Raw genomic sequence first — 17,594 nt, 5'->3', positions numbered from 1 at the left:
TAGTGATTCAGGCGAGGGGGGCGATCCCCGGTGGTTTCGCTACTGAACGGGGCAGGCGTATTTTCTGGCCACGTCCATCACCCGCTGTTGCGCTCCTGGACCGATAACCCCTTGAGCAGCCAGTTCCAAACCGATGTATCCCGGTATGCCGCCTACGCACGCTTGGTGGGCAACGCGCCACGCGGTTTCTGGATTCAGCTGGTAGCCATTGCGTTGCAAGCCTTGCATGTAGTCATCGAATGCCGGTGTGCCCTGATCTGGCACCGCTTGGGCCGCGCCGGCCAACGCAACAGCGGTAAGTACCGCCCCGACAAGAGGTGCAATCACCCGTCTCATGTCCGCCTCCTAAGGGCGTATCACCGGTATCGCATCCACGATCGCACACTCCAGCAACGCAGACCCCCCGAATTGACCTCACCCATTCGTGCCTGAGCGAATGTGTCCGTCGGTGGATATGCACCCCACGGCGGCCCGAAATGGTGGTCGGCTTCGCTCGATCACTGGACGCCGAGTCGTCCTAAACTGGCCGGGTGCCCACCCTGCAGCTAGTCCAAGATCCCGCGGCCGACGCGCTGCTCGAGTCCAACCCGTTTGCGTTGCTGGTCGGGATGCTCCTGGATCAGCAGTATCCGATGGAGGCGGCGTTCGCCGGGCCGAAGAAGATCGCCGACCGCATGGGCGGCGTCGACGCGCGCGAGATCGCCGAGTACGACCCGGAGAAATTCGCGGCGCTGTGCTCGACAACCCCTGCGGTCCACCGGTTTCCGGGATCGATGGCCAAGCGGATCCAGGCGCTGGCGCAGCTCGTCGTCGACCAATACGACGGTGACGCGGCCGCATTGTGGACTGCGGGCGATCCGGACGGACCCGAGGTGCTGCGCCGGATCAAGAGCCTGCCCGGGTTCGGCGAGCAGAAGGCCAAGATCTTCCTGGCGCTGCTCGGCAAGCAGTACGGGGTGACGCCGAAGGGCTGGCGCGCGGCCGCAGGCGACTACGGCAGAGCCGGTTCGTTTCTGTCAGTCGCCGACGTGGTGGACCAGGGCTCGCTGGAGAAGGTGCGGTCTTACAAGAAGCAGGCCAAGGCGGCCGCGAAAGCCGCCAAGGCTTAGCCCTGGGCGTCGAGCGTCTCGGCGTCGAGCCGAGCCAGATTGGACAGGACGCTGGCGACGACGCGGCCGGTCGCCGTGCCGGTGTCCAGACCCTCACGCAGCGTTCGCAGCCGTAGGCCGCGTTCGGTCAGGTCGGCGATGGTCCGTGTCACCTCGCCCGCGGAGCGCCCGAGCCGGTCCAAGGCGACGACGATGATCGTGTCGCCCGAGCGGGCGTAGCTCAACATCGCGTGCAGGCCCGCCCGCATCCGGTCGGCCGATTCGGAGAGCTTGTCGGTGAATACCCGCCGAGGGTCGACGCCCGCCTCGCTGAGCGCCGTCAGCTGGCCCTCGAGGTTCGGCTCGACGGCGCTCACCGTGGCATAACCCAGCGTGCAGGTCACCATCTCAAGGTCTCACGGCACCGCGTCCAGAGGAAGCGACACGCGTGAGTCGAGTCCGGCTGACAGCCGAACCGTTATCCACCGACGACATCTCCGCCGAGCGGATCCCCGTCGAAGCGCTCCCTGGTCGCGATCTCGGCGACCGACTTGCGCTTGAGTCTGGTCACCTGATGCTTCGGCTTGCCCAGCGGCAACACCGCGGCGATCGCATAGTTGTCCGGGATGCCGAGCAATTCCCGGGCACGCGGCTCGGCGGCGACGACGTTGGTGGTCAGCACGCCGCCATAGCCCTCGTTGCGGGCGGCCAGCAGGATGTTCCAGACGAACGGATACACCGACGCTCCGGAGATCAGCCCGACACGGTCGAGATGTTGGTCGAATGCGGCGACAACACCGAGGTCGACGCACACCACGAGGACCACCGCGGCCGTGCGCATCGGGGACTGGTTGGGCACTTCGACGGCGGCGATCGTCTCCGCGTCGACACCGCACGGCCGCAACGGATTCCACGGACTCTCGCCGTTGCGCAGCTGAGCGATGTAGCGCTGCGTGCCCGGAATGGTCAGCTCGATGAGGGCCTCGCGGGTCTGCGGATCGCGCACTGCGATCACGCGATTGCCCTGCCTGTTGCCGCCGCTGGGAGAGAAGCGGGCATTGTCGAGGATCCGCTCGAGCACGTCGTCGGGCAGTGGCTCGTCGGTGTACTCGCGAACGGCGGACGTTGTGCGCATGACGTCGTAGAGATCCATGCGCACCATCATGGTCACCTATGCGAAAGTGAAGATATGAAGACTCACCTGAACTGCCCGTGCGGCGAGGCGATCACCGGCAAGGACGAGGAAGATCTGGTCGAGAAGGCCCAAGCCCATCTTTCCGAGGCGCATCCCGGCCGCGACTACGACCGGGACGCCATCCTCTTCATGGCCTACTGACCTACTGCGCTTCGCGACAGCTCGGAAATTACGGCACCACCGTCGAGCCGATGGTCGGCATGAACTGGCACTGCTTCTCGGTGGTGGTGACCTGACCGAAGATCGTCGAGATGATGCTGCCCGATCCCGTGTCGGCAATCGCGGTCAGCGTCGTCGGACCCTGGGGGTTGATGTCCGACCGCGGCTGCAGCGTCGCGCTGCCTGACTTGCCGGTGGTCAGGTTCACCCAGGTGACGTTCAGCGGCAGTCTCTGTTCGGCCGCGGGTCCCGGCGTGCCGATCGCGGTGAACACGTAGGCCGTCTGTCCCGCCGCCGGTCCCGGCGCCGGGATCTTGGCCGGGCCCGCCACCGAAATCGCTGTGGCGAGAACGTTTCCGCCGTCCTTCAGGCATCCGTTGCTGATCGACGGATACATGAAGTCCTGCGTCGGCGGGGCATCCGGCCCGAAGCCCGGAGCCGCTGCGGGCGCAGGGGCAGGGGCAGGGGCAGGGGCGCCGTCCGGACCGGGTACCGCAGCCGCGGCCGGAACGGCCTCGGCTGCCGGAGCAGGCGCGGGTGCGGGCTCGGGCATCGGCGCTGCTTCCGGCACGGGGCCGACGGCGTGGGCCGGGTTGACGCCCGCGGGCAGATGCGCCTGCGTTCCCGGCATCGCACCCGGCGCGGGGTTGTGCGCGACGAACTGATTCACCGCCGTCGCGACGTTGCGCGAATCAGACGGCGCCGCGGCGTCGCCCGCGAATACCGCCGCGGCGGCCATCAACGTCGACGCGGCGTTGGTCGGATCCTCGGCGGCCTGCTGAATGGCCGGCCCGATGCCCTGGACTGCGGGCAGGCCGGGCGCTTGCAGCCCGTCGATGGGCAGCGGCGGGGCGGGTTGTGCACTTGCTACACCGGACACGCCGCCGAACAGCAGCGTGACCGATGAGCCGATGGCTACGGCGGTGGTGACGAACATCGTCCTGATGGACATGGCTCCCCCAAATGAGCGGTCGTGGGTGGTCGGGTGTCGTCGTCGCCGCTGCGATCAGGGCAGAGCCGACAGCGGCATCAGCAGCGGGGCCACCCCGGCTGCGGGTGCCGCAGGAGCCGCGGCTGCCGCAGGTGCTGCGGGCGCGGCCGCTGCCGCCGGTGCCGCAGCCGTCGTGGCCGCGGGCAACAGGCCGGCCAACGGCACTCCGGCGGGCATCAGCGATGTGATCGACGACAACGGGTTGGCGGGTGCGGCCGCCGGTGCGGCAGGTGTGTTCACCGGAGCGCCCGGGAGTCCGGCCGGCGGCTGCGGCAGCGTGATCGAGGCCGTCGCCGTCTGCGGCGGGGCGGCGGGTGCGGCGGGCGCCTGTGCAGTGCCCAGCAGCGAGGTGAAGCCCTGCATCAGCTGCGTCGCCGCGGCCGGATTCGAGGCGAGCTGCTGAATGAACGGCAGACCCGGCACGCTCGGTGCGGGTGCGGGTGCCGCGGGTTGTGCCGCGGCCGTGGCGCTGAGCGCCAGGGCAGTCGTCGCCGCGCCCGCGGCGGCGATCACGGTGGTCGCAAGGTATTTCCGGGTGATGCGCATGGTTCTCCCAAAGTCGTCGGAATCGGCCTGCGCCTGAAGCTACGGTGTTACTGGTGTGACTCAAGGGACACGTGTGGCGTTTACTCGACCGTTATGGATGCGACGGGCTTCTGTGACCCAGTCACTAGAGTCGGACGGATAGACACACCGACCACCGCCGCACCGACGGCGTCGCGTCTGCCCGCCCGCCTGGCCGCCGCGGCGCCGCTTCTGTTGGTTGTCAGCATTGCTGCGCGACTGGCGTGGACATACCTGGTGCCCAACGGCGCGAACTTCGTTGACCTGCACGTCTACGTCGGCGGCGCGGGCACCCTCGGCCAACCCGACGCCCTTTACGACTACGTCTACAGCGAGCAGACCCCCGACTTTCCACTGCCTTTCACGTATCCGCCGTTCGCGGCTGTGGTGTTCTACCCGCTGCAGATGTTGCCGTTCGGGGTCATCGCGTTCGCCTGGCAACTCGGCATCATCGCCGCGCTCTATGGCGTCGTGCGGATCAGTCAACGGCTGCTGTCGGGCGATGCGGACCGGCGCACCGCGATGCTGTGGACAGCGGTGGGCATCTGGATCGAACCGCTGCGCAGCACCTTCGACTACGGACAGATCAACGTGCTGCTGGTGCTCGCGGTGCTCTATGCGGTGTACAGCACGCGATGGTGGCTGTCGGGCTTGCTGCTGGGCCTGGCCGCGGGAGTCAAGCTGACGCCCGCCGTGTCGGGAATGTACTTCCTCGGCGCCCGCCGGTGGGGTGCGGCGGTGTTCTCGGCCGTGGTGTTCTTCGGCACTGTGGCGATATCGGCGTTGATCATCGGTGGCGAAACCCGTTACTATTTCACGGAATTGCTCGGCGATGCCGACCGGGTGGGCCCGATAGGGACGTCATTCAACCAGTCGTGGCGAGGTGGCATCTCGCGGATTCTGGGTCACGACGCGGGCTACGGGCCGGCGGTGCTCCTCGGCATCGCGGTGACGGCCGTGATGGCGGCGCTGGCGTGGCGGGCCGTCGGCGGCGCGTCGGATCGGCTGGGGGCGATCGTCGTCGTGCAGTTGTTCGGCCTGCTGCTGTCGCCGATCTCGTGGACGCATCACTGGGTGTGGCTGATTCCGTTGATGATCTGGCTGCTGCACGGGCCGCTTCGGTCGCGTCTCGGCGCACGCGTCCTCGGCTGGGGATGGCTCGTGCTGACGCTCATCGGCGTGCCGTGGCTCCTGAGTTTCGCGCAGCCCACGATCTGGGTGATTCCCCGGCCGTGGTACCTCGCGTGGGCCGGTCTGGTCTACATTGTCGCCACGCTGGCGACGCTGGCGTGGATCGCCGCTACTGGCCGACGATCCCGTTGATGTCGCGGGCCATCTCCACGTCCTTCTCGGTGATCCCGTTCTCCGAGTGCGTGACCAGAGCGAAAGTCACTGTGCGCCATCGAATGTCGATATCGGGATGATGGTCCTTCGCCTCGGCGTGCTCACCGACGCGACGAACCGCGTCGATGCCGTCGAGGAACGCGGGAAATTTGATCGAGCGGCGCAGCGTGCCTTCGGCGCGCTCCCATCCGGGTAGGTCGGACAGTGCGGCGTCTACTTCTTCGTCCGTTAACACAGCCATAGGGCCGACCGTATACCGTCAGCCGCGATGCCTGACCAGATCGTCGTCGCCGGTGCCCTGATCGCCGACGGGACGCTGCTTGTGGCCCAGCGCGCCAGACCCCCCGAGCTCGCCGGTCTGTGGGAGCTGCCCGGCGGCAAGGTCTCACCGGGGGAGAGCGACTCGGCGGCGCTGGCACGAGAACTGCACGAGGAACTCGGCATCGAGGTGACGGTCGGCGCCCGCATCGGCCACGACGTCGCCCTCAACGCGACGATGGCTCTGCGCGCCTACCTCGTCACGCAGACCGGTGGCACCTTGCATCCCAACGACCACCGCGCGCTGCGCTGGATCAGCATCGACGAACTCGACGAGTTGGCGTGGGTACCGGCCGACCGCGCTTGGCTGCCCCAGTTGAGGCGGGCACTCGCCGGCTAGTCCTTGCGCCCTTGCCTGCGGCGCGAAGTTTCGCCGCTGAAAGTGTTCGCTGACATTATTCTCACCCTCCATGCGGACGCTGCAGTTCATCTGGCGAGGCGTGCTCGCGTTCGACCGCATAGGGTCTCGCATTCCGCAACTACTGCAGACGTGGCTCGTCGAACTGTTCTTCGCCCTGCCGCTGAGCTTTTTCATCGCGAAGGTCATCGACATCCGCGGAGCCTTCGGTGTGCCCGGCACCGGCGAGTCGATGCCCGGCGTGTTCTGGGGCGCACTCGTCCTGTCGCTGATCTGCGGGTTCTTCTTCGTCAGAAGCCTCGTCGCTCCCCGCGTCAAACACGGCTCATGGACACCCATGGTGAGCGCCGACGTCGGCGACGTCACCGTGTTCGGCGGTAACCGCGCCTGGAAGGTCGAATACGACTATCTGACAAGCCATCCGTCGTACTCGCTGCTCCTGCTTCTCACCGCGCCGATTCCCGCGGTCATGGTGCTGATGACGATCAACCACGGCGACAGCACCTTCTACTGGCGCGTCGCCGGCATCGTCGGGCTGATCACGCTGGCGCTGATGGCCATTGCTCGATTATTGAGTTGGTACGTCTTTCGATTCGGCCGCCGCGAGATCGACACCCACGCCGCCGCACAGGGCATGTCCACGCGCAGGCTCGGATGGAACATGGCCTGGCAACCGCTGCTGATGCTGATGGTCATGATCTATGCCATCGGCGGGATTCCGATCGCCTACATGTGGTGGGCCGAATTGCGCAGCATCGACAAGCTGCCGGTCGTGACCGTCGCTGACAGCATCGATGCTGTCGACCAATATCGGCGTGTGATAGGGCAATTGGCGTCTGATCCGGTCTACTGGGCGCCCCGCGGTACGGGACGGGGCGGCAACAACCACTCGGGAGCCGGTGTGCTGGTTGACCTTCCGTCCGGCGGCGAGGCGCTGCTACTGGCCGAGTCGCTGTCGGTGCCCGACTTCGTCGGCGTGATGAAGGACGTCCGCAACGACGAGATCGACACACACGGGAAAGTGATCGATCAGATCACCGATGTCCAGGAGGAGTACTACGGGTTCGACGAAACCGATTTCGGCGACGCCCCGGCAGACGGCCGGGTGATGGTGCTGCTGTCCTACCCCTAGCCGGCGGCTACCGCGTACGCCGTGCGCGTTTGAAGACCTTTTCCAGGTCCTTTCCGCGAATCCCGTTGCGTTCGGCCTTGGTGACTTGGTGCACGACCACCGGGCAGCGTTTGCAGCGCGGCTTGCTGCGGCAACACTTCTTCTTCGGTTTGAGGTCGAGCAATTTGCTCTGTTTCAAGTGACGGGCGTCTCTCGTTTTCGTGAATGGCCGACCGCACTGCGACAATCACGGGCGTGGATTTTCGTAACGTCGCCATCGTGGCACACGTCGATCATGGGAAGACGACCCTGGTCGACGCCATGCTGCGGCAGTCGGGGGCCTTGACGCACCGTGGTGACGACACCACCGAACGCATCATGGACTCCGGTGACTTGGAAAAGGAAAAGGGCATCACCATCCTTGCCAAGAACACCGCGGTGCACCGGCACCACCCCGACGGCTCGGTCACCGTCATCAACGTCATCGACACTCCCGGTCACGCCGACTTCGGCGGTGAGGTCGAGCGCGGACTGTCCATGGTCGACGGCGTGCTGTTGCTGGTCGACGCGTCCGAAGGTCCGCTACCGCAGACCCGCTTCGTCCTGCGCAAGGCGCTGGCCGCACACCTCCCGGTGATCCTGGTCGTCAACAAGACCGACCGCCCCGACGCCCGCATCGCCGAGGTCGTCTCCGAGAGCCATGACCTGCTGCTCGACGTCGCGTCGGATCTCGACGAAGCAGCCCAGAAGGCCGCCGAGCACGCGCTTGGCCTGCCGACGCTGTACGCATCCGGACGGGCCGGCATCGCCAGCACGACCGAGCCCGCCAACGGTGAGAATCCCGACGGCACGAACCTCGACCCGCTGTTCAACGTCCTGCTCGAGCACATCCCGCCGCCTCAGGGCGACCCGGAGGCGCCGCTGCAGGCGCTGGTGACAAACCTCGACGCCTCGGCGTTCCTGGGCAGGCTGGCCCTGATTCGCATCTACAAGGGCCGGATCCGCAAGGGCCAGCAGGTCGCCTGGATGCGCGAGGTGGACGGTCTCCCCGTGATCACCAACGCGAAGATCACCGAACTGCTGGTGACCGAGGGCGTCGAACGGACCCCGACGAACGAGGCCATCGCGGGCGACATCGTCGCGGTGGCGGGCATTCCGGAGATCATGATCGGCGATACGCTCGCCGACCCCGACCATGCGCACGCGCTGCCCCGCATCACCGTCGACGAACCGGCCATCTCGGTCACGATCGGCACCAACACCTCTCCGCTGGCGGGCAAGGTGCCCGGGCACAAGCTGACCGCCCGCATGGTCAAGAACCGGCTGGACTCCGAACTGGTCGGCAACGTCTCGATCCAGGTCGTCGACATCGGCCGCCCGGACGCCTGGGAGGTGCAGGGCCGCGGCGAACTCGCGCTGGCCGTGCTCGTCGAGCAGATGCGCCGGGAGGGCTTCGAGCTCACCGTCGGCAAGCCGCAGGTGGTCACCCGCACCATCGACGGCAAGCTGCATGAGCCGTTCGAGGCGATGACCATCGACTGCCCCGAGGAGTACGTCGGCGCGATCACGCAGCTGATGGCCGCCCGCAAGGGCCGCATGGAGGACATGACCAACCACGCCGCGGGCTGGGTCCGGATGGACTTCATCGTGCCCAGCCGTGGGCTGATCGGGTTTCGCACCGACTTTCTGACGTTGACCCGCGGCACCGGAATCGCCAACGCCGTGTTCGACGGCTACCGGCCGTGGGCGGGCGAGATCCGGGCGCGCCACACCGGCTCGCTGGTGTCGGACCGCACCGGCTCGATCACCCCGTTCGCGATGATGCAGCTGTCGGACCGTGGTCAGTTCTTCGTCGAACCGGGCCAGGACACCTACGAAGGTCAGGTGGTGGGCATCAATCCGCGCGCCGAGGACCTCGACGTGAACGTCACGCGCGAGAAGAAGCTGACCAACATGCGCAGCTCGACGGCCGACGTCATGGAGACGCTGGCCCGCCCGCTCGAACTCGGACTCGAGCAGGCCATGGAGTTCTGTGCCGAGGACGAGTGCGTCGAGGTGACGCCCGAAGTCGTCCGAGTTCGCAAGGTCGAGTTGACCGCGAGCCTGCGCGCCAGGGCGAAGGCTCGCGCCAAGGCGCGCAACTGAAGTTCAAGATCACCGGCCTGGCGGCCGTGCGGTCTGCCGATACCCTGAATGGCGTGCCGAGGCCCGTACGCGTCGTTGCCGCGCTGTTTGCGCTGATGACGCTCGTATCCGCCTGCACGGTCAGCCCTCCGCCTGCGCCGCAGAGCACCGACACAACGGAGTCGACGCCACCTCCTCCGAAAAAGGCGACGCAGATCATCATGGCGATCGACCGGATCGGGCCGGGTTTCAATCCGCATCTTCTGTCGGATCAATCGCCGGTCAACGCGGCGATCAGTTCGTTGGTGCTGCCGAGCTCGTTTCGGCCGATACCGGATCCGAGTAGTCCGACGGGATCGCGGTGGGAGCTCGACAGCACGCTGCTGGAGTCGGCGGAGGTGACCAACCAGAACCCGTTCACCGTCACCTACACGATCCAGCCGGAGGCGTCGTGGACCGACAACGCGCCGATCGGCGCCGACGACTTCTGGTACCTCTGGCAGCAGATGGTCAGCCACCCCGGCGTTGTCGACCCCGCGGGCTACGACCTGATCAGAGGTGTGCAATCGGTCGAAGGCGGCAAGGTGGCGGTGGTGACGTTCGCCCAGCCGTACCCGGCATGGCGCGAACTGTTCAACAACATCCTGCCCGCGCACATCGTCAAAGACGTCCCCGGCGGTTTCGGCTCGGGGCTCGCACGCGCGCTGCCGGTCACCGGCGGACAGTTCCGGGTGGAGAACATCGACCCGCAGCGCGATGAGATCCTGCTGGCCCGCAATGACCGCTACTGGAGTGCGCCCGCGAAACCGGACCAGGTGTTGTTCCGCCGCGGCGGCGACTCGGCCGCGCTGGCCGACTCCATCCGCAACGGCGACACCCAGGTGGCCCAGGTGCACGGCGGGGCGGCCGCGTTCGCACAACTGTCCGCGATCCCGGACGTGCGGACGTCGCGGATCGTGACACCGCGGGTGATGCAGTTGAGCCTGCGCGGGCAGCAGCCCGCGTTGGCCGATACCCAGGTGCGCAAGGCGATTCTGGGCCTGCTCGACGTCGACCTGCTTGCCGCCGTCGGTGCCGGTGACGACAACACCGTCACATTGGCGCAGGCGCAGGTGCGCTCGCCGTCGGATCCGGGTTATGTGCCCACCGCGCCTCCCGCGATGTCGAAGGAGGACGCGCTCGGATTGTTCGCCGACGCGGGTTTCGTGGTCGAGCCGGTGACGACTCCGGCGCCGCCGACACCGGGCACACCGCAGCCCGACAACGACCGCGGCCGCATCACCAAAGACGGTGTGCCGTTGTCGTTGGTGATCGGCGTCGCGGCCAACGATCCGACGTCGGTCGCGGTGGCCAACACCGCCGCCGACCAATTGCGCAACGTCGGTATCGCCGCATCGGTCTCGGCACTCGACCCCGTCGTCCTCTACGGCGACGCGCTGACGAACAACCGGGTCGACGCCGTCGTCGGCTGGCACCATGCGGGCGGCGATCTCGCGACCGCGTTGGCATCGCGCTACGGCTGCCGCGCGCTGGAGGCCACGCCGATAGCGACCGCCGCACCTGAGGCGCCCAGCCCCTCGACGCGCCCACCCGGGAGCCCGTCGCCACGGCCCACCCCGTCGGCGACGCCGACCACCGCCAGCCCGGCGCCGCAGGACTCCGATGAGCTCGTCCAGGCGCCGAGCAACATCACCGGCGTGTGCGACCGCAGCATCCAGCCGAAGATCGACGCGGCGCTGGACGGCAGCGAAGGCATCGCCGAGGTGATCACGGCGGTCGAACCGCGGCTGTGGAACATGGCCACCGTGTTGCCGATCCTGCAGGACACCACGATCGTCGCGGCGGGACCGAGCGTGCAGAACGTCAGCCTGTCGGGCGCGGTGCCGGTCGGCATCGTCGGCGATGCCGGCCGATGGACGAAAACGCGCCAGTAGTTTCGCTGGCTGGCACGCTGATGCGAATGGAGCTCAACGCGAATGACGGCGCCGCCGTCGGGCGATTGCTGTTCGTGCACGCCCATCCTGACGACGAGACGCTGACCACCGGCGCGACCATCGCCCATTACGTCGCGCGCGGGGCGCGGGTCGAGGTCGTCACGTGCACGCTCGGTGAAGAGGGTGAGGTCATCGGCGATCGCTGGGCCCAATTGGCCGTCGACCAAGCCGATCAACTCGGCGGATATCGCATCGGCGAACTGACCGCCGCACTGAACGCGCTGGGCGTTGACGGGCCGAGGTATCTCGGCGGGGCCGGACGCTGGCGCGACTCGGGGATGGAGGGGACGCCGCCGCGGCACCGCGAGCGATTCGTCGACGCGGACCCCGGCGAAGCCGTCGGCGCGCTGGTCACCATCATCCGGGAGTTGCGCCCGCACGTCGTCGTCACCTACGACCCCAACGGGGGATATGGACACCCCGACCACATCCACACCCACGAGGTGACCATGGCCGCCGTTGCGGCATCAGGCGGCGCCGATCATCCCGGCGAACCATGGGCCGTCCCGAAGCTCTACTGGACGGTGTTCTCGACGTCTGCCGTCGCGTCCGGCCTCGAGGCCCTCGACGACGTGCCGTCCGAATGGATTCGCGTGTCCGTCGATGAACTGCCGTTCGGCTTCCCCGACGAGGAGATCAGCGCCGTCATCGACGTGCCGGACCAACTGCCCGCGAAGGTGGCGGCCATGCGAGCGCACGCCACGCAGATCACCGTCGCCGAGCACGGGCGGGCCTTCGCACTGTCGAACAACATCGCGCTGCCGGTCGGCGCGGTCGAGCACTACGTCCTGGTGTCGGGCGAAGCCGGCGAGCGTGACGCCCGCGGCTGGGAAACGGACCTGTTGGCCGGCCTGAACCTCGAATAAGCCCACGCTGAGGGGTAAGCTCCCCGACAACCGACGGCGCGTGGAAGGGACGGCAATGGACCAGGACCTCGATCCCAACCTGCAGCACTGGCAGGAGCGGCTGGACAACCTGCAGTGGGTGATCGGCTCGGTGGCGGGTCTGTTCGACAGCATCCCGACCTGACCGCGCCGGCACTTGCCGGTGACCGCCAGCGCGTCGTCGTCCTGACGCTGCTCGCGCTCGACGGCGTCCTCAGCGCTATCGCGGCCGCGTTCTTCCTGCCCGCCTACCTCGGAACGGTTCCCTTTCCCATCAGCGCGTTGCTGAGCGGCCTGGTCAACGCGGCGCTGGTGTGGGCAGCGACGCATTGGACGTCGTCGCCGGGGCTCGCGGGCCTGCCCGTGTGGTGCTGGCTGCTCACGGTCGCGGTGTTCTTCCTTGGCGGTCCTGGCGACGACATCGTGTTCGGCGGCGCCGGTGCGATGCAGTTCCGGCCGTTGCTGTTGATCGTGCTCGGCATGGTGCCCGCCGCTGCGGTGCTACGGCGACGGCTGACCTTCTGACGCGGAATCGGTGTCGGCGTCAACGTCCGCCTTCGGTGCCGTGCTGTCGGTGTCCCTGGCGTCGGTAACGAGGTTGTTCTCTGACGGATCGGCGGTCGGGCCGGCGTCGACCTCGTCGTTTTCAGCGGCATTGAGGCCGTCACGGATTTCACCCTGCGCCGCCACGGTGCCTGCGGTGTCCGTTGTCTGCGTGACGTCCTCGGTGGTGACATCTTCTTCGCCCGGTTCCTCGCCCAGGTCACCGTCGTCCGTGGCGGACTCTTCTTCGGCGAGGATTTCTTGTTCGGTGACGTCCTCGTCCTGAGTTGCAGTTTCTTTGACGATCTCTGATGGCGTCTCCTCCAGCGACGTCGCCGTCATCGTGTCGGCGAGCGGGGCTCCCACCGTCTCGGCTGCGAGGAACGGCCCCTGCACGGGAGGGCGCGGCGGGTAGCAGCAGAACGGTGGTAAGGGCACGAACTGCGCCAGTTCGTCGAGGCCCAACCAGACGAACGCCAGCCCGACGTCGATCCCGAAGTCGACCAGGTTCGCGATGATGCCGCCGTCACCGCGCAACACGTCAGTGAAGTTGAAGACGCCACTGGCGACGATGCTTTCGCCGAAGTCGTAGAGCACCATGATCTGGCCGGAGAACCAGCCAACATACGGAATCCACGCCACCGCCGCGGTTGCCAGTTCGAAGCCGTACTGCACCCACGGCTCGACCGCCAGGTATGCGTTGTCGATGGCGTTGGCGAGGTTCGGCGCGATCGCCAACTGGAGAGACTGATGCGGCAGCATCATCGGGCGCTCGGCCGATGTCACCTCAACCGAGGACTTCGCAACGGCGGGCAGGACGATCGGCTCGGCCTGGGCGATTGCGACGGTCCCGGCGGTCATGAGGGCGGCTCCGGCCGCTACCAGTGAGCGGGTGAAGAACTTCATGCCGACTCCTCTGGAGGACACTGCGGTGCTAGCAACCTACGCTGCCGTTGACGCGCCGTCACCGAAACGACGTGGCGTCGCGGCCGCGTGGCGGCGGGCCGCCACTACTTCGCACAGGCGGACTAGGGTGGCCGGTATGTCAGGCGGATGGCAGGCGCACGTGATTTCAGGATGTGGGACGCGCGGATGAATCTCGTCAACGTCGGGGTTACACGGGAGTGGCTCTGAACCCCCAGCGTGGCGCCGCTCTGCCCATCCCGGTGGTCCCACCGAAATCCGGTGCGCCGACCCCTGCTGCCATGCGCCGCGTGCTCCGACGCGCCCGCGACGGTGTGGCGCTCAATGTCGAGGAAGCCGCAACCGCGATGACCGCCCGCGGCGACGATCTTGCCGATCTGTGCGCCAGTGCGGCGCGGGTGCGCGATGCAGGACTCGAGTCCACCGGGCGCCGCGGACCCAGCGGGCGCCTGCCGGTCACTTATTCGCGCAAGGTGTTCATACCTGTCACCCATCTGTGCCGCGACACCTGCCACTACTGCACGTTCGTGACGGTCCCTGGTCGGCTGCGCAGTACGGGCGCGGGCATGTACATGGAGCCCGACGAGATCCTCGAGGTAGCCCGTCGCGGCGCCGAAATGGGTTGTAAAGAAGCATTGTTCACTCTCGGCGATCGTCCAGAAGCGCGGTGGGACGAGGCCAGGCAATGGCTCGACGAGCGGGGCTACGACTCGACGCTCGACTACGTGCGCGCGATGGCGATCCGGGTGCTCGAGGAGACGGGTCTGCTCCCGCACCTCAATCCGGGCGTGATGAGCTGGTCGGAGTTGTCGCGGCTCAAGCCCGTCGCCCCCTCCATGGGCATGATGCTGGAGACCACGTCGCGCCGGCTGTTCGAGACCAAGGGCCTCGCACACTACGGCAGCCCCGACAAAGATCCGCAGGTGCGGCTGCGGACACTCGCCGACGCGGGCAGGCTGTCGGTCCCGTTCACCACGGGCCTGCTGGTCGGCATCGGAGAGACGCTGACCGAGCGCGCCGAGACCGTCCACGCGATCCGTCGCTCGCACAAGGAGTTCGGGCACGTCCAGGAAGTGATCGTGCAGAACTTCCGCGCCAAGGACCACACAGCGATGGCGTCGACTCCGGACGCGGGTTTCGACGATTTCGTGGCAACCATCGCGGTGACGCGGTTGGTGATGGGGCCGAAGATGCGCATCCAGGCGCCGCCGAACCTGGTCTCGCGCGAGGAGTGCCTCGCACTGGTCGGCGCCGGCGTCGACGACTGGGGCGGGGTGTCTCCGCTGACCCCCGACCACGTCAACCCCGAGCGGCCGTGGCCCGCTCTCGAGGAGTTGGCCGCCATCACCGCGGAAGCGGGTTACGACCTCGTGCAGCGCCTGACCGCGCAACCGCAGTACGTGCAGGCGGGCGCGGCGTGGATCGACCCGCGCGTGCGCGGCCACGTCGACGCGCTGGCCGACCCCGAGACCGGACTCGCGCTCGACGTCAATCCGGTCGGCCGGCCGTGGCAGGAGCCCGACGAGGCCACCGAGTCGCTGGGCCGGGTCGATCTGCATGCCGCCATCGACACCGAGGGCCGGCGCACCGAAACCCGCAGCGATCTCGGCGACGCGTTCGGCGACTGGGAGTCGATCCGCGAGAAGGTGTCCGAACTGGCGGCCAGGGTGCCTGAACGCGTCGACACCGATGTGCTCGCCGCGCTGCGGTCGGCCGAGCGGGATCCGGCGGCCTTGTCCGACGACGAGTATCTGGCGTTGGCCACCGCAGACGGGCCGGCGCTCGATGCCGTTGCCGCACTTGCCGATTCGCTGCGGCGCGATGTCGTCGGTGATGACGTGACGTTCGTCGTCAACCGGAACATCAATTTCACCAACATCTGCTACACCGGCTGCCGGTTCTGCGCCTTCGCGCAACGCAAAGGCGACGCCGATGCGTTCTCGCTCTCGACCGACGAGGTCGCCGACCGGGCGTGGGAGGCACACGTCGCCGGTGCGACCGAGGTCTGCATGCAGGGTGGAATCGACCCTGAGCTGCCGGTGACCGGTTACGCCGACCTTGTCCGGGCGGTCAAAGCGAGGGTGCCGTCGATGCACGTGCACGCGTTCTCGCCGATGGAGATCGCTAACGGTGTGACCAAGAGTGGGTTGTCGATTCGCGAGTGGCTGATCAGTTTGCGCGAGGCGGGTCTGGACACCATCCCCGGTACGGCCGCCGAGATCCTCGACGATGAAGTGCGCTGGGTGCTGACCAAAGGGAAGCTGCCGACGTCGATGTGGATCGACGTCGTCACCACCGCGCATGAGGTCGGGCTGCGATCGAGCTCGACCATGATGTACGGGCATGTCGACCAGCCGCGACATTGGGTCGGCCACCTTCGGGTCCTGCGTGAGATCCAGGATCGGACGGGCGGATTCACCGAGTTCGTCCCGCTGCCGTTCGTCCACCAGAGCTCGCCGCTCTACCTGGCGGGCGGCGCGCGCCCGGGTCCGACGCATCGCGACAACCGCGCTGTGCATGCGCTGGCGCGAATCATGTTGCACGGCAGGATCTCGCACATCCAGACCAGCTGGGTCAAGCTCGGCGTCGAGCGCACACAGGTGATGCTCAAGGGCGGCGCGAACGACCTCGGCGGCACGCTGATGGAGGAGACCATCTCGCGGATGGCGGGCTCGGAGAACGGCTCGGCCAAGACCGCCGAGGAACTCGTCGCCATCGCCGAGGGCATCGGCCGTCCGGCACGCCAGCGCACGACCGACTACACGCCGTTGGCTGCCTAGGTCTTGAACTGAGGCCCGCGCGGCGTCTCGTGCGGCACGGCGAGGGCAATGGCCGACTCGACGAGCCACAGCACGACGCTGAACACCAGAATCAGGACGGCGGGCACGCCCGCGACGGCCAACGCGACGAGAGCCCATACGAGCATGGGCAAGAGGTCTTTCCAAGAACCCGCACCGCCCTGGCGCTTACAGAAGATGGCGTTCGCCCGAACCGCGGTCCACATGATTCGCCGCCTCAGCAGTGTCACACCGGCTGCCTGCATCGCCAGGAGGAACGTCTCGTCCGCCTGACGGCGGTCGCCCGACTCGGTGTCACCGTCGTCTATCTGCTGCCACAGGTGGTCGTGCAGAACGGCGGCGCGGGCGTATCGCCCGGCGCGTGGGATGAACCAGGCGAAGGCACCGGGCACGCTGACCAGATCGGTGTCGAAGCCGTAGGGCACCTCGAGGTGTCGCCCGCCAACGTCGACCGTCAGCTGTCGCGTGGTTCGCCAGCGATCCCACTGCTCGTCGTCTTGCGGATCGTCGTAGGACTGGCGAAGGTGCAGTACCTCGACCGGGGGCGCCAGCTCGTCGGCCATCGTGCCGGTATACCGCGAACGTAACGTCACGGCGGAAAATCGGACCGAATCACGCCATAGCGTTACATTCGCAGACGCTCATGCTGAGCAGTCGACCAGCAGACTGGACACGAAGGGGTGTGGCGACTGGTCGGGTTGTATCTGCGACGTTTAGTATCAGTAACCGCGCGCCACCCGTAACCGGGCGGCGCGCGAAGTTAGGGCACACTGAGACGACCGTCCAGGTATGGACTTCGCATACTTGCGGGAGCTTTCGGCGGGCCCCAACCGAAGACCAGCAGCCCACTGGACAGGAGATCGAGGAGACTTCGTGACATACACGATCGCTGAACCCTGCGTCGACATCAAAGACAAGGCGTGTATCGAAGAATGCCCCGTCGACTGCATTTACGAGGGCGCACGCATGTTGTTCATCCATCCGGACGAATGCGTCGACTGCGGCGCGTGCGAGCCGGTGTGCCCCGTCGAGGCCATCTACTACGAAGATGACGTGCCCGACCAGTGGAGCGCGTACACACAGATCAACGCCGACTTCTTCACCGAGCTCGGCTCACCCGGCGGCGCGTCGAAGGTCGGCCAGACCGACAACGACCCGCAGGCGGTCAAGGATTTGCCACCCCAGGGCGAGGACTGAGA

General features: G+C 67.2%; 19 protein-coding genes. 11 read left to right on the top strand and 8 right to left on the bottom strand.

What is annotated here, in order from left to right:
- Nucleotides 1–39: 39 nt before the first annotated feature.
- Nucleotides 40–336, bottom strand: a complete 297-nt coding sequence (locus N4S67_RS01085) for a DUF732 domain-containing protein (RefSeq protein WP_260991089.1) — start codon at nucleotides 334–336, stop codon at nucleotides 40–42.
- Between the two features lie 194 nt (nucleotides 337–530).
- Between N4S67_RS01085 and N4S67_RS01080 the strand changes: the two genes are divergently transcribed.
- A complete protein-coding gene (locus tag N4S67_RS01080) occupies nucleotides 531–1,109 on the top strand; it encodes an HhH-GPD-type base excision DNA repair protein (RefSeq protein WP_260991088.1) in 579 nt (192 codons plus the stop codon).
- On the opposite strand, the gene N4S67_RS01075 is transcribed toward N4S67_RS01080, so the two are convergent.
- Both N4S67_RS01075 and N4S67_RS01070 read right to left on the bottom strand, forming a co-directional pair.
- Nucleotides 1,106–1,492: a recombinase family protein gene (locus N4S67_RS01075; RefSeq protein ID WP_260991087.1), complete on the bottom strand. Its 387-nt coding sequence runs from the start codon at nucleotides 1,490–1,492 to the stop codon at nucleotides 1,106–1,108. The genes N4S67_RS01080 and N4S67_RS01075 overlap by 4 nt on opposite strands.
- 74 nt (nucleotides 1,493–1,566) lie before the next feature.
- A complete protein-coding gene (locus tag N4S67_RS01070) occupies nucleotides 1,567–2,241 on the bottom strand; it encodes a nitroreductase family protein (protein ID WP_260992003.1) in 675 nt (224 codons plus the stop codon).
- A gap of 36 nt (nucleotides 2,242–2,277) precedes the next feature.
- Between N4S67_RS01070 and N4S67_RS01065 the strand changes: the two genes are divergently transcribed.
- Nucleotides 2,278–2,424, top strand: a complete 147-nt coding sequence (locus N4S67_RS01065; RefSeq protein ID WP_193047648.1) for a DUF1059 domain-containing protein — start codon at nucleotides 2,278–2,280, stop codon at nucleotides 2,422–2,424.
- Nucleotides 2,425–2,452: 28 nt separating this feature from the next.
- Here the strand turns inward: N4S67_RS01065 and N4S67_RS01060 are convergent, their stop codons facing one another.
- Entirely contained in the window at nucleotides 2,453–3,394 is a 942-nt protein-coding gene (locus N4S67_RS01060) for an Rv1157c family protein (RefSeq protein ID WP_260991086.1), read from the bottom strand.
- 54 nt (nucleotides 3,395–3,448) lie between these two features.
- On the bottom strand, nucleotides 3,449–3,979 hold the full coding sequence (locus tag N4S67_RS01055; protein WP_260991085.1) for a hypothetical protein: 531 nt from the start codon (nucleotides 3,977–3,979) through the stop codon (nucleotides 3,449–3,451).
- A gap of 93 nt (nucleotides 3,980–4,072) precedes the next feature.
- On the opposite strand from N4S67_RS01055, the gene N4S67_RS01050 reads away from it, so the two are divergent.
- Nucleotides 4,073–5,320, top strand: a complete 1,248-nt coding sequence (locus tag N4S67_RS01050) for a mannosyltransferase (RefSeq protein WP_260991084.1) — start codon at nucleotides 4,073–4,075, stop codon at nucleotides 5,318–5,320.
- On the opposite strand, the gene N4S67_RS01045 is transcribed toward N4S67_RS01050, so the two are convergent.
- Nucleotides 5,298–5,582 carry a 4a-hydroxytetrahydrobiopterin dehydratase gene (locus N4S67_RS01045; RefSeq protein ID WP_260991083.1) on the bottom strand — a complete coding sequence of 95 codons (285 nt, stop codon included), beginning with the start codon at nucleotides 5,580–5,582 and terminating at the stop codon, nucleotides 5,298–5,300. The two genes, N4S67_RS01050 and N4S67_RS01045, sit on opposite strands and share 23 nt — an antisense overlap.
- A 27-nt stretch (nucleotides 5,583–5,609) precedes the next feature.
- On the opposite strand from N4S67_RS01045, the gene N4S67_RS01040 reads away from it, so the two are divergent.
- The 6 genes from N4S67_RS01040 to N4S67_RS01015 all read left to right on the top strand — a co-directional run bounded on the left by N4S67_RS01040 (nucleotide 5,610) and on the right by N4S67_RS01015 (nucleotide 12,655).
- The gene (locus N4S67_RS01040; protein ID WP_260991082.1) at nucleotides 5,610–5,999 is read left to right on the top strand and encodes a (deoxy)nucleoside triphosphate pyrophosphohydrolase; all 390 of its coding nucleotides are present in this window, start codon (nucleotides 5,610–5,612) and stop codon (nucleotides 5,997–5,999) included.
- Nucleotides 6,000–6,069: 70 nt separating this feature from the next.
- Nucleotides 6,070–7,149: a hypothetical protein gene (locus N4S67_RS01035; protein ID WP_260991081.1), complete on the top strand. Its 1,080-nt coding sequence runs from the start codon at nucleotides 6,070–6,072 to the stop codon at nucleotides 7,147–7,149.
- Between the two features lie 234 nt (nucleotides 7,150–7,383).
- Nucleotides 7,384–9,273, top strand: coding sequence for a translational GTPase TypA (typA, locus tag N4S67_RS01030; protein ID WP_260991080.1), 1,890 nt, complete (start codon nucleotides 7,384–7,386; stop codon nucleotides 9,271–9,273).
- 95 nt (nucleotides 9,274–9,368) lie between these two features.
- The gene (locus tag N4S67_RS01025) at nucleotides 9,369–11,186 is read left to right on the top strand and encodes an ABC transporter family substrate-binding protein (protein ID WP_260992002.1); all 1,818 of its coding nucleotides are present in this window, start codon (nucleotides 9,369–9,371) and stop codon (nucleotides 11,184–11,186) included.
- A gap of 26 nt (nucleotides 11,187–11,212) precedes the next feature.
- A complete protein-coding gene (mshB, locus tag N4S67_RS01020; RefSeq protein ID WP_260991079.1) occupies nucleotides 11,213–12,112 on the top strand; it encodes an N-acetyl-1-D-myo-inositol-2-amino-2-deoxy-alpha-D-glucopyranoside deacetylase in 900 nt (299 codons plus the stop codon).
- Nucleotides 12,113–12,226: 114 nt separating this feature from the next.
- A complete protein-coding gene (locus tag N4S67_RS01015; RefSeq protein ID WP_260991078.1) occupies nucleotides 12,227–12,655 on the top strand; it encodes a hypothetical protein in 429 nt (142 codons plus the stop codon).
- On the opposite strand, the gene N4S67_RS01010 is transcribed toward N4S67_RS01015, so the two are convergent.
- The gene (locus N4S67_RS01010) at nucleotides 12,632–13,579 is read right to left on the bottom strand and encodes a hypothetical protein (protein WP_260991077.1); all 948 of its coding nucleotides are present in this window, start codon (nucleotides 13,577–13,579) and stop codon (nucleotides 12,632–12,634) included. The two genes, N4S67_RS01015 and N4S67_RS01010, sit on opposite strands and share 24 nt — an antisense overlap.
- 218 nt (nucleotides 13,580–13,797) lie before the next feature.
- On the opposite strand from N4S67_RS01010, the gene N4S67_RS01005 reads away from it, so the two are divergent.
- Nucleotides 13,798–16,377, top strand: coding sequence for a bifunctional FO biosynthesis protein CofGH (locus N4S67_RS01005; RefSeq protein ID WP_260991076.1), 2,580 nt, complete (start codon nucleotides 13,798–13,800; stop codon nucleotides 16,375–16,377).
- On the opposite strand, the gene N4S67_RS01000 is transcribed toward N4S67_RS01005, so the two are convergent.
- Entirely contained in the window at nucleotides 16,374–16,958 is a 585-nt protein-coding gene (locus N4S67_RS01000) for a DUF1353 domain-containing protein (RefSeq protein ID WP_260991075.1), read from the bottom strand. The two genes, N4S67_RS01005 and N4S67_RS01000, sit on opposite strands and share 4 nt — an antisense overlap.
- Before the next feature lie 310 nt (nucleotides 16,959–17,268).
- On the opposite strand from N4S67_RS01000, the gene fdxA reads away from it, so the two are divergent.
- A complete protein-coding gene (gene fdxA / locus N4S67_RS00995) occupies nucleotides 17,269–17,592 on the top strand; it encodes a ferredoxin (RefSeq protein ID WP_260991074.1) in 324 nt (107 codons plus the stop codon).
- Nucleotides 17,593–17,594 lie beyond the last annotated feature (2 nt).

This window comes from Mycobacterium deserti, assembly GCF_025345615.1.
In the GTDB taxonomy this organism is placed as follows: Bacteria; Actinomycetota; Actinomycetes; order Mycobacteriales; family Mycobacteriaceae; genus Mycobacterium; species Mycobacterium deserti.
The sequence above is the reverse complement of the archived record's forward strand: the minus strand, read 5'-3'. Positions and strand labels throughout refer to the sequence as shown.

Bases quoted from the DNA above. Each gene is read 5' to 3' on its own strand.
- N4S67_RS01085 (WP_260991089.1), bottom strand. From the start codon at position 336: ATGAGACGGGTGATTGCACCTCTTGTCGGGGCGGTACTTACCGCTGTT.
- N4S67_RS01070 (WP_260992003.1), bottom strand. From the start codon at position 2,241: ATGGATCTCTACGACGTCATGCGCACAACGTCCGCCGTTCGCGAGTAC.
- N4S67_RS01065 (WP_193047648.1), top strand. From the start codon at position 2,278: ATGAAGACTCACCTGAACTGCCCGTGCGGCGAGGCGATCACCGGCAAG.
- N4S67_RS01060 (WP_260991086.1), bottom strand. From the start codon at position 3,394: ATGTCCATCAGGACGATGTTCGTCACCACCGCCGTAGCCATCGGCTCA.
- N4S67_RS01055 (WP_260991085.1), bottom strand. From the start codon at position 3,979: ATGCGCATCACCCGGAAATACCTTGCGACCACCGTGATCGCCGCCGCG.
- N4S67_RS01050 (WP_260991084.1), top strand. From the start codon at position 4,073: ATGGATGCGACGGGCTTCTGTGACCCAGTCACTAGAGTCGGACGGATA.
- N4S67_RS01045 (WP_260991083.1), bottom strand. From the start codon at position 5,582: ATGGCTGTGTTAACGGACGAAGAAGTAGACGCCGCACTGTCCGACCTA.
- N4S67_RS01040 (WP_260991082.1), top strand. From the start codon at position 5,610: ATGCCTGACCAGATCGTCGTCGCCGGTGCCCTGATCGCCGACGGGACG.
- N4S67_RS01035 (WP_260991081.1), top strand. From the start codon at position 6,070: ATGCGGACGCTGCAGTTCATCTGGCGAGGCGTGCTCGCGTTCGACCGC.
- N4S67_RS01025 (WP_260992002.1), top strand. From the start codon at position 9,369: ATGACGCTCGTATCCGCCTGCACGGTCAGCCCTCCGCCTGCGCCGCAG.
- mshB (WP_260991079.1), top strand. From the start codon at position 11,213: ATGGAGCTCAACGCGAATGACGGCGCCGCCGTCGGGCGATTGCTGTTC.
- N4S67_RS01010 (WP_260991077.1), bottom strand. From the start codon at position 13,579: ATGAAGTTCTTCACCCGCTCACTGGTAGCGGCCGGAGCCGCCCTCATG.
- N4S67_RS01000 (WP_260991075.1), bottom strand. From the start codon at position 16,958: ATGGCCGACGAGCTGGCGCCCCCGGTCGAGGTACTGCACCTTCGCCAG.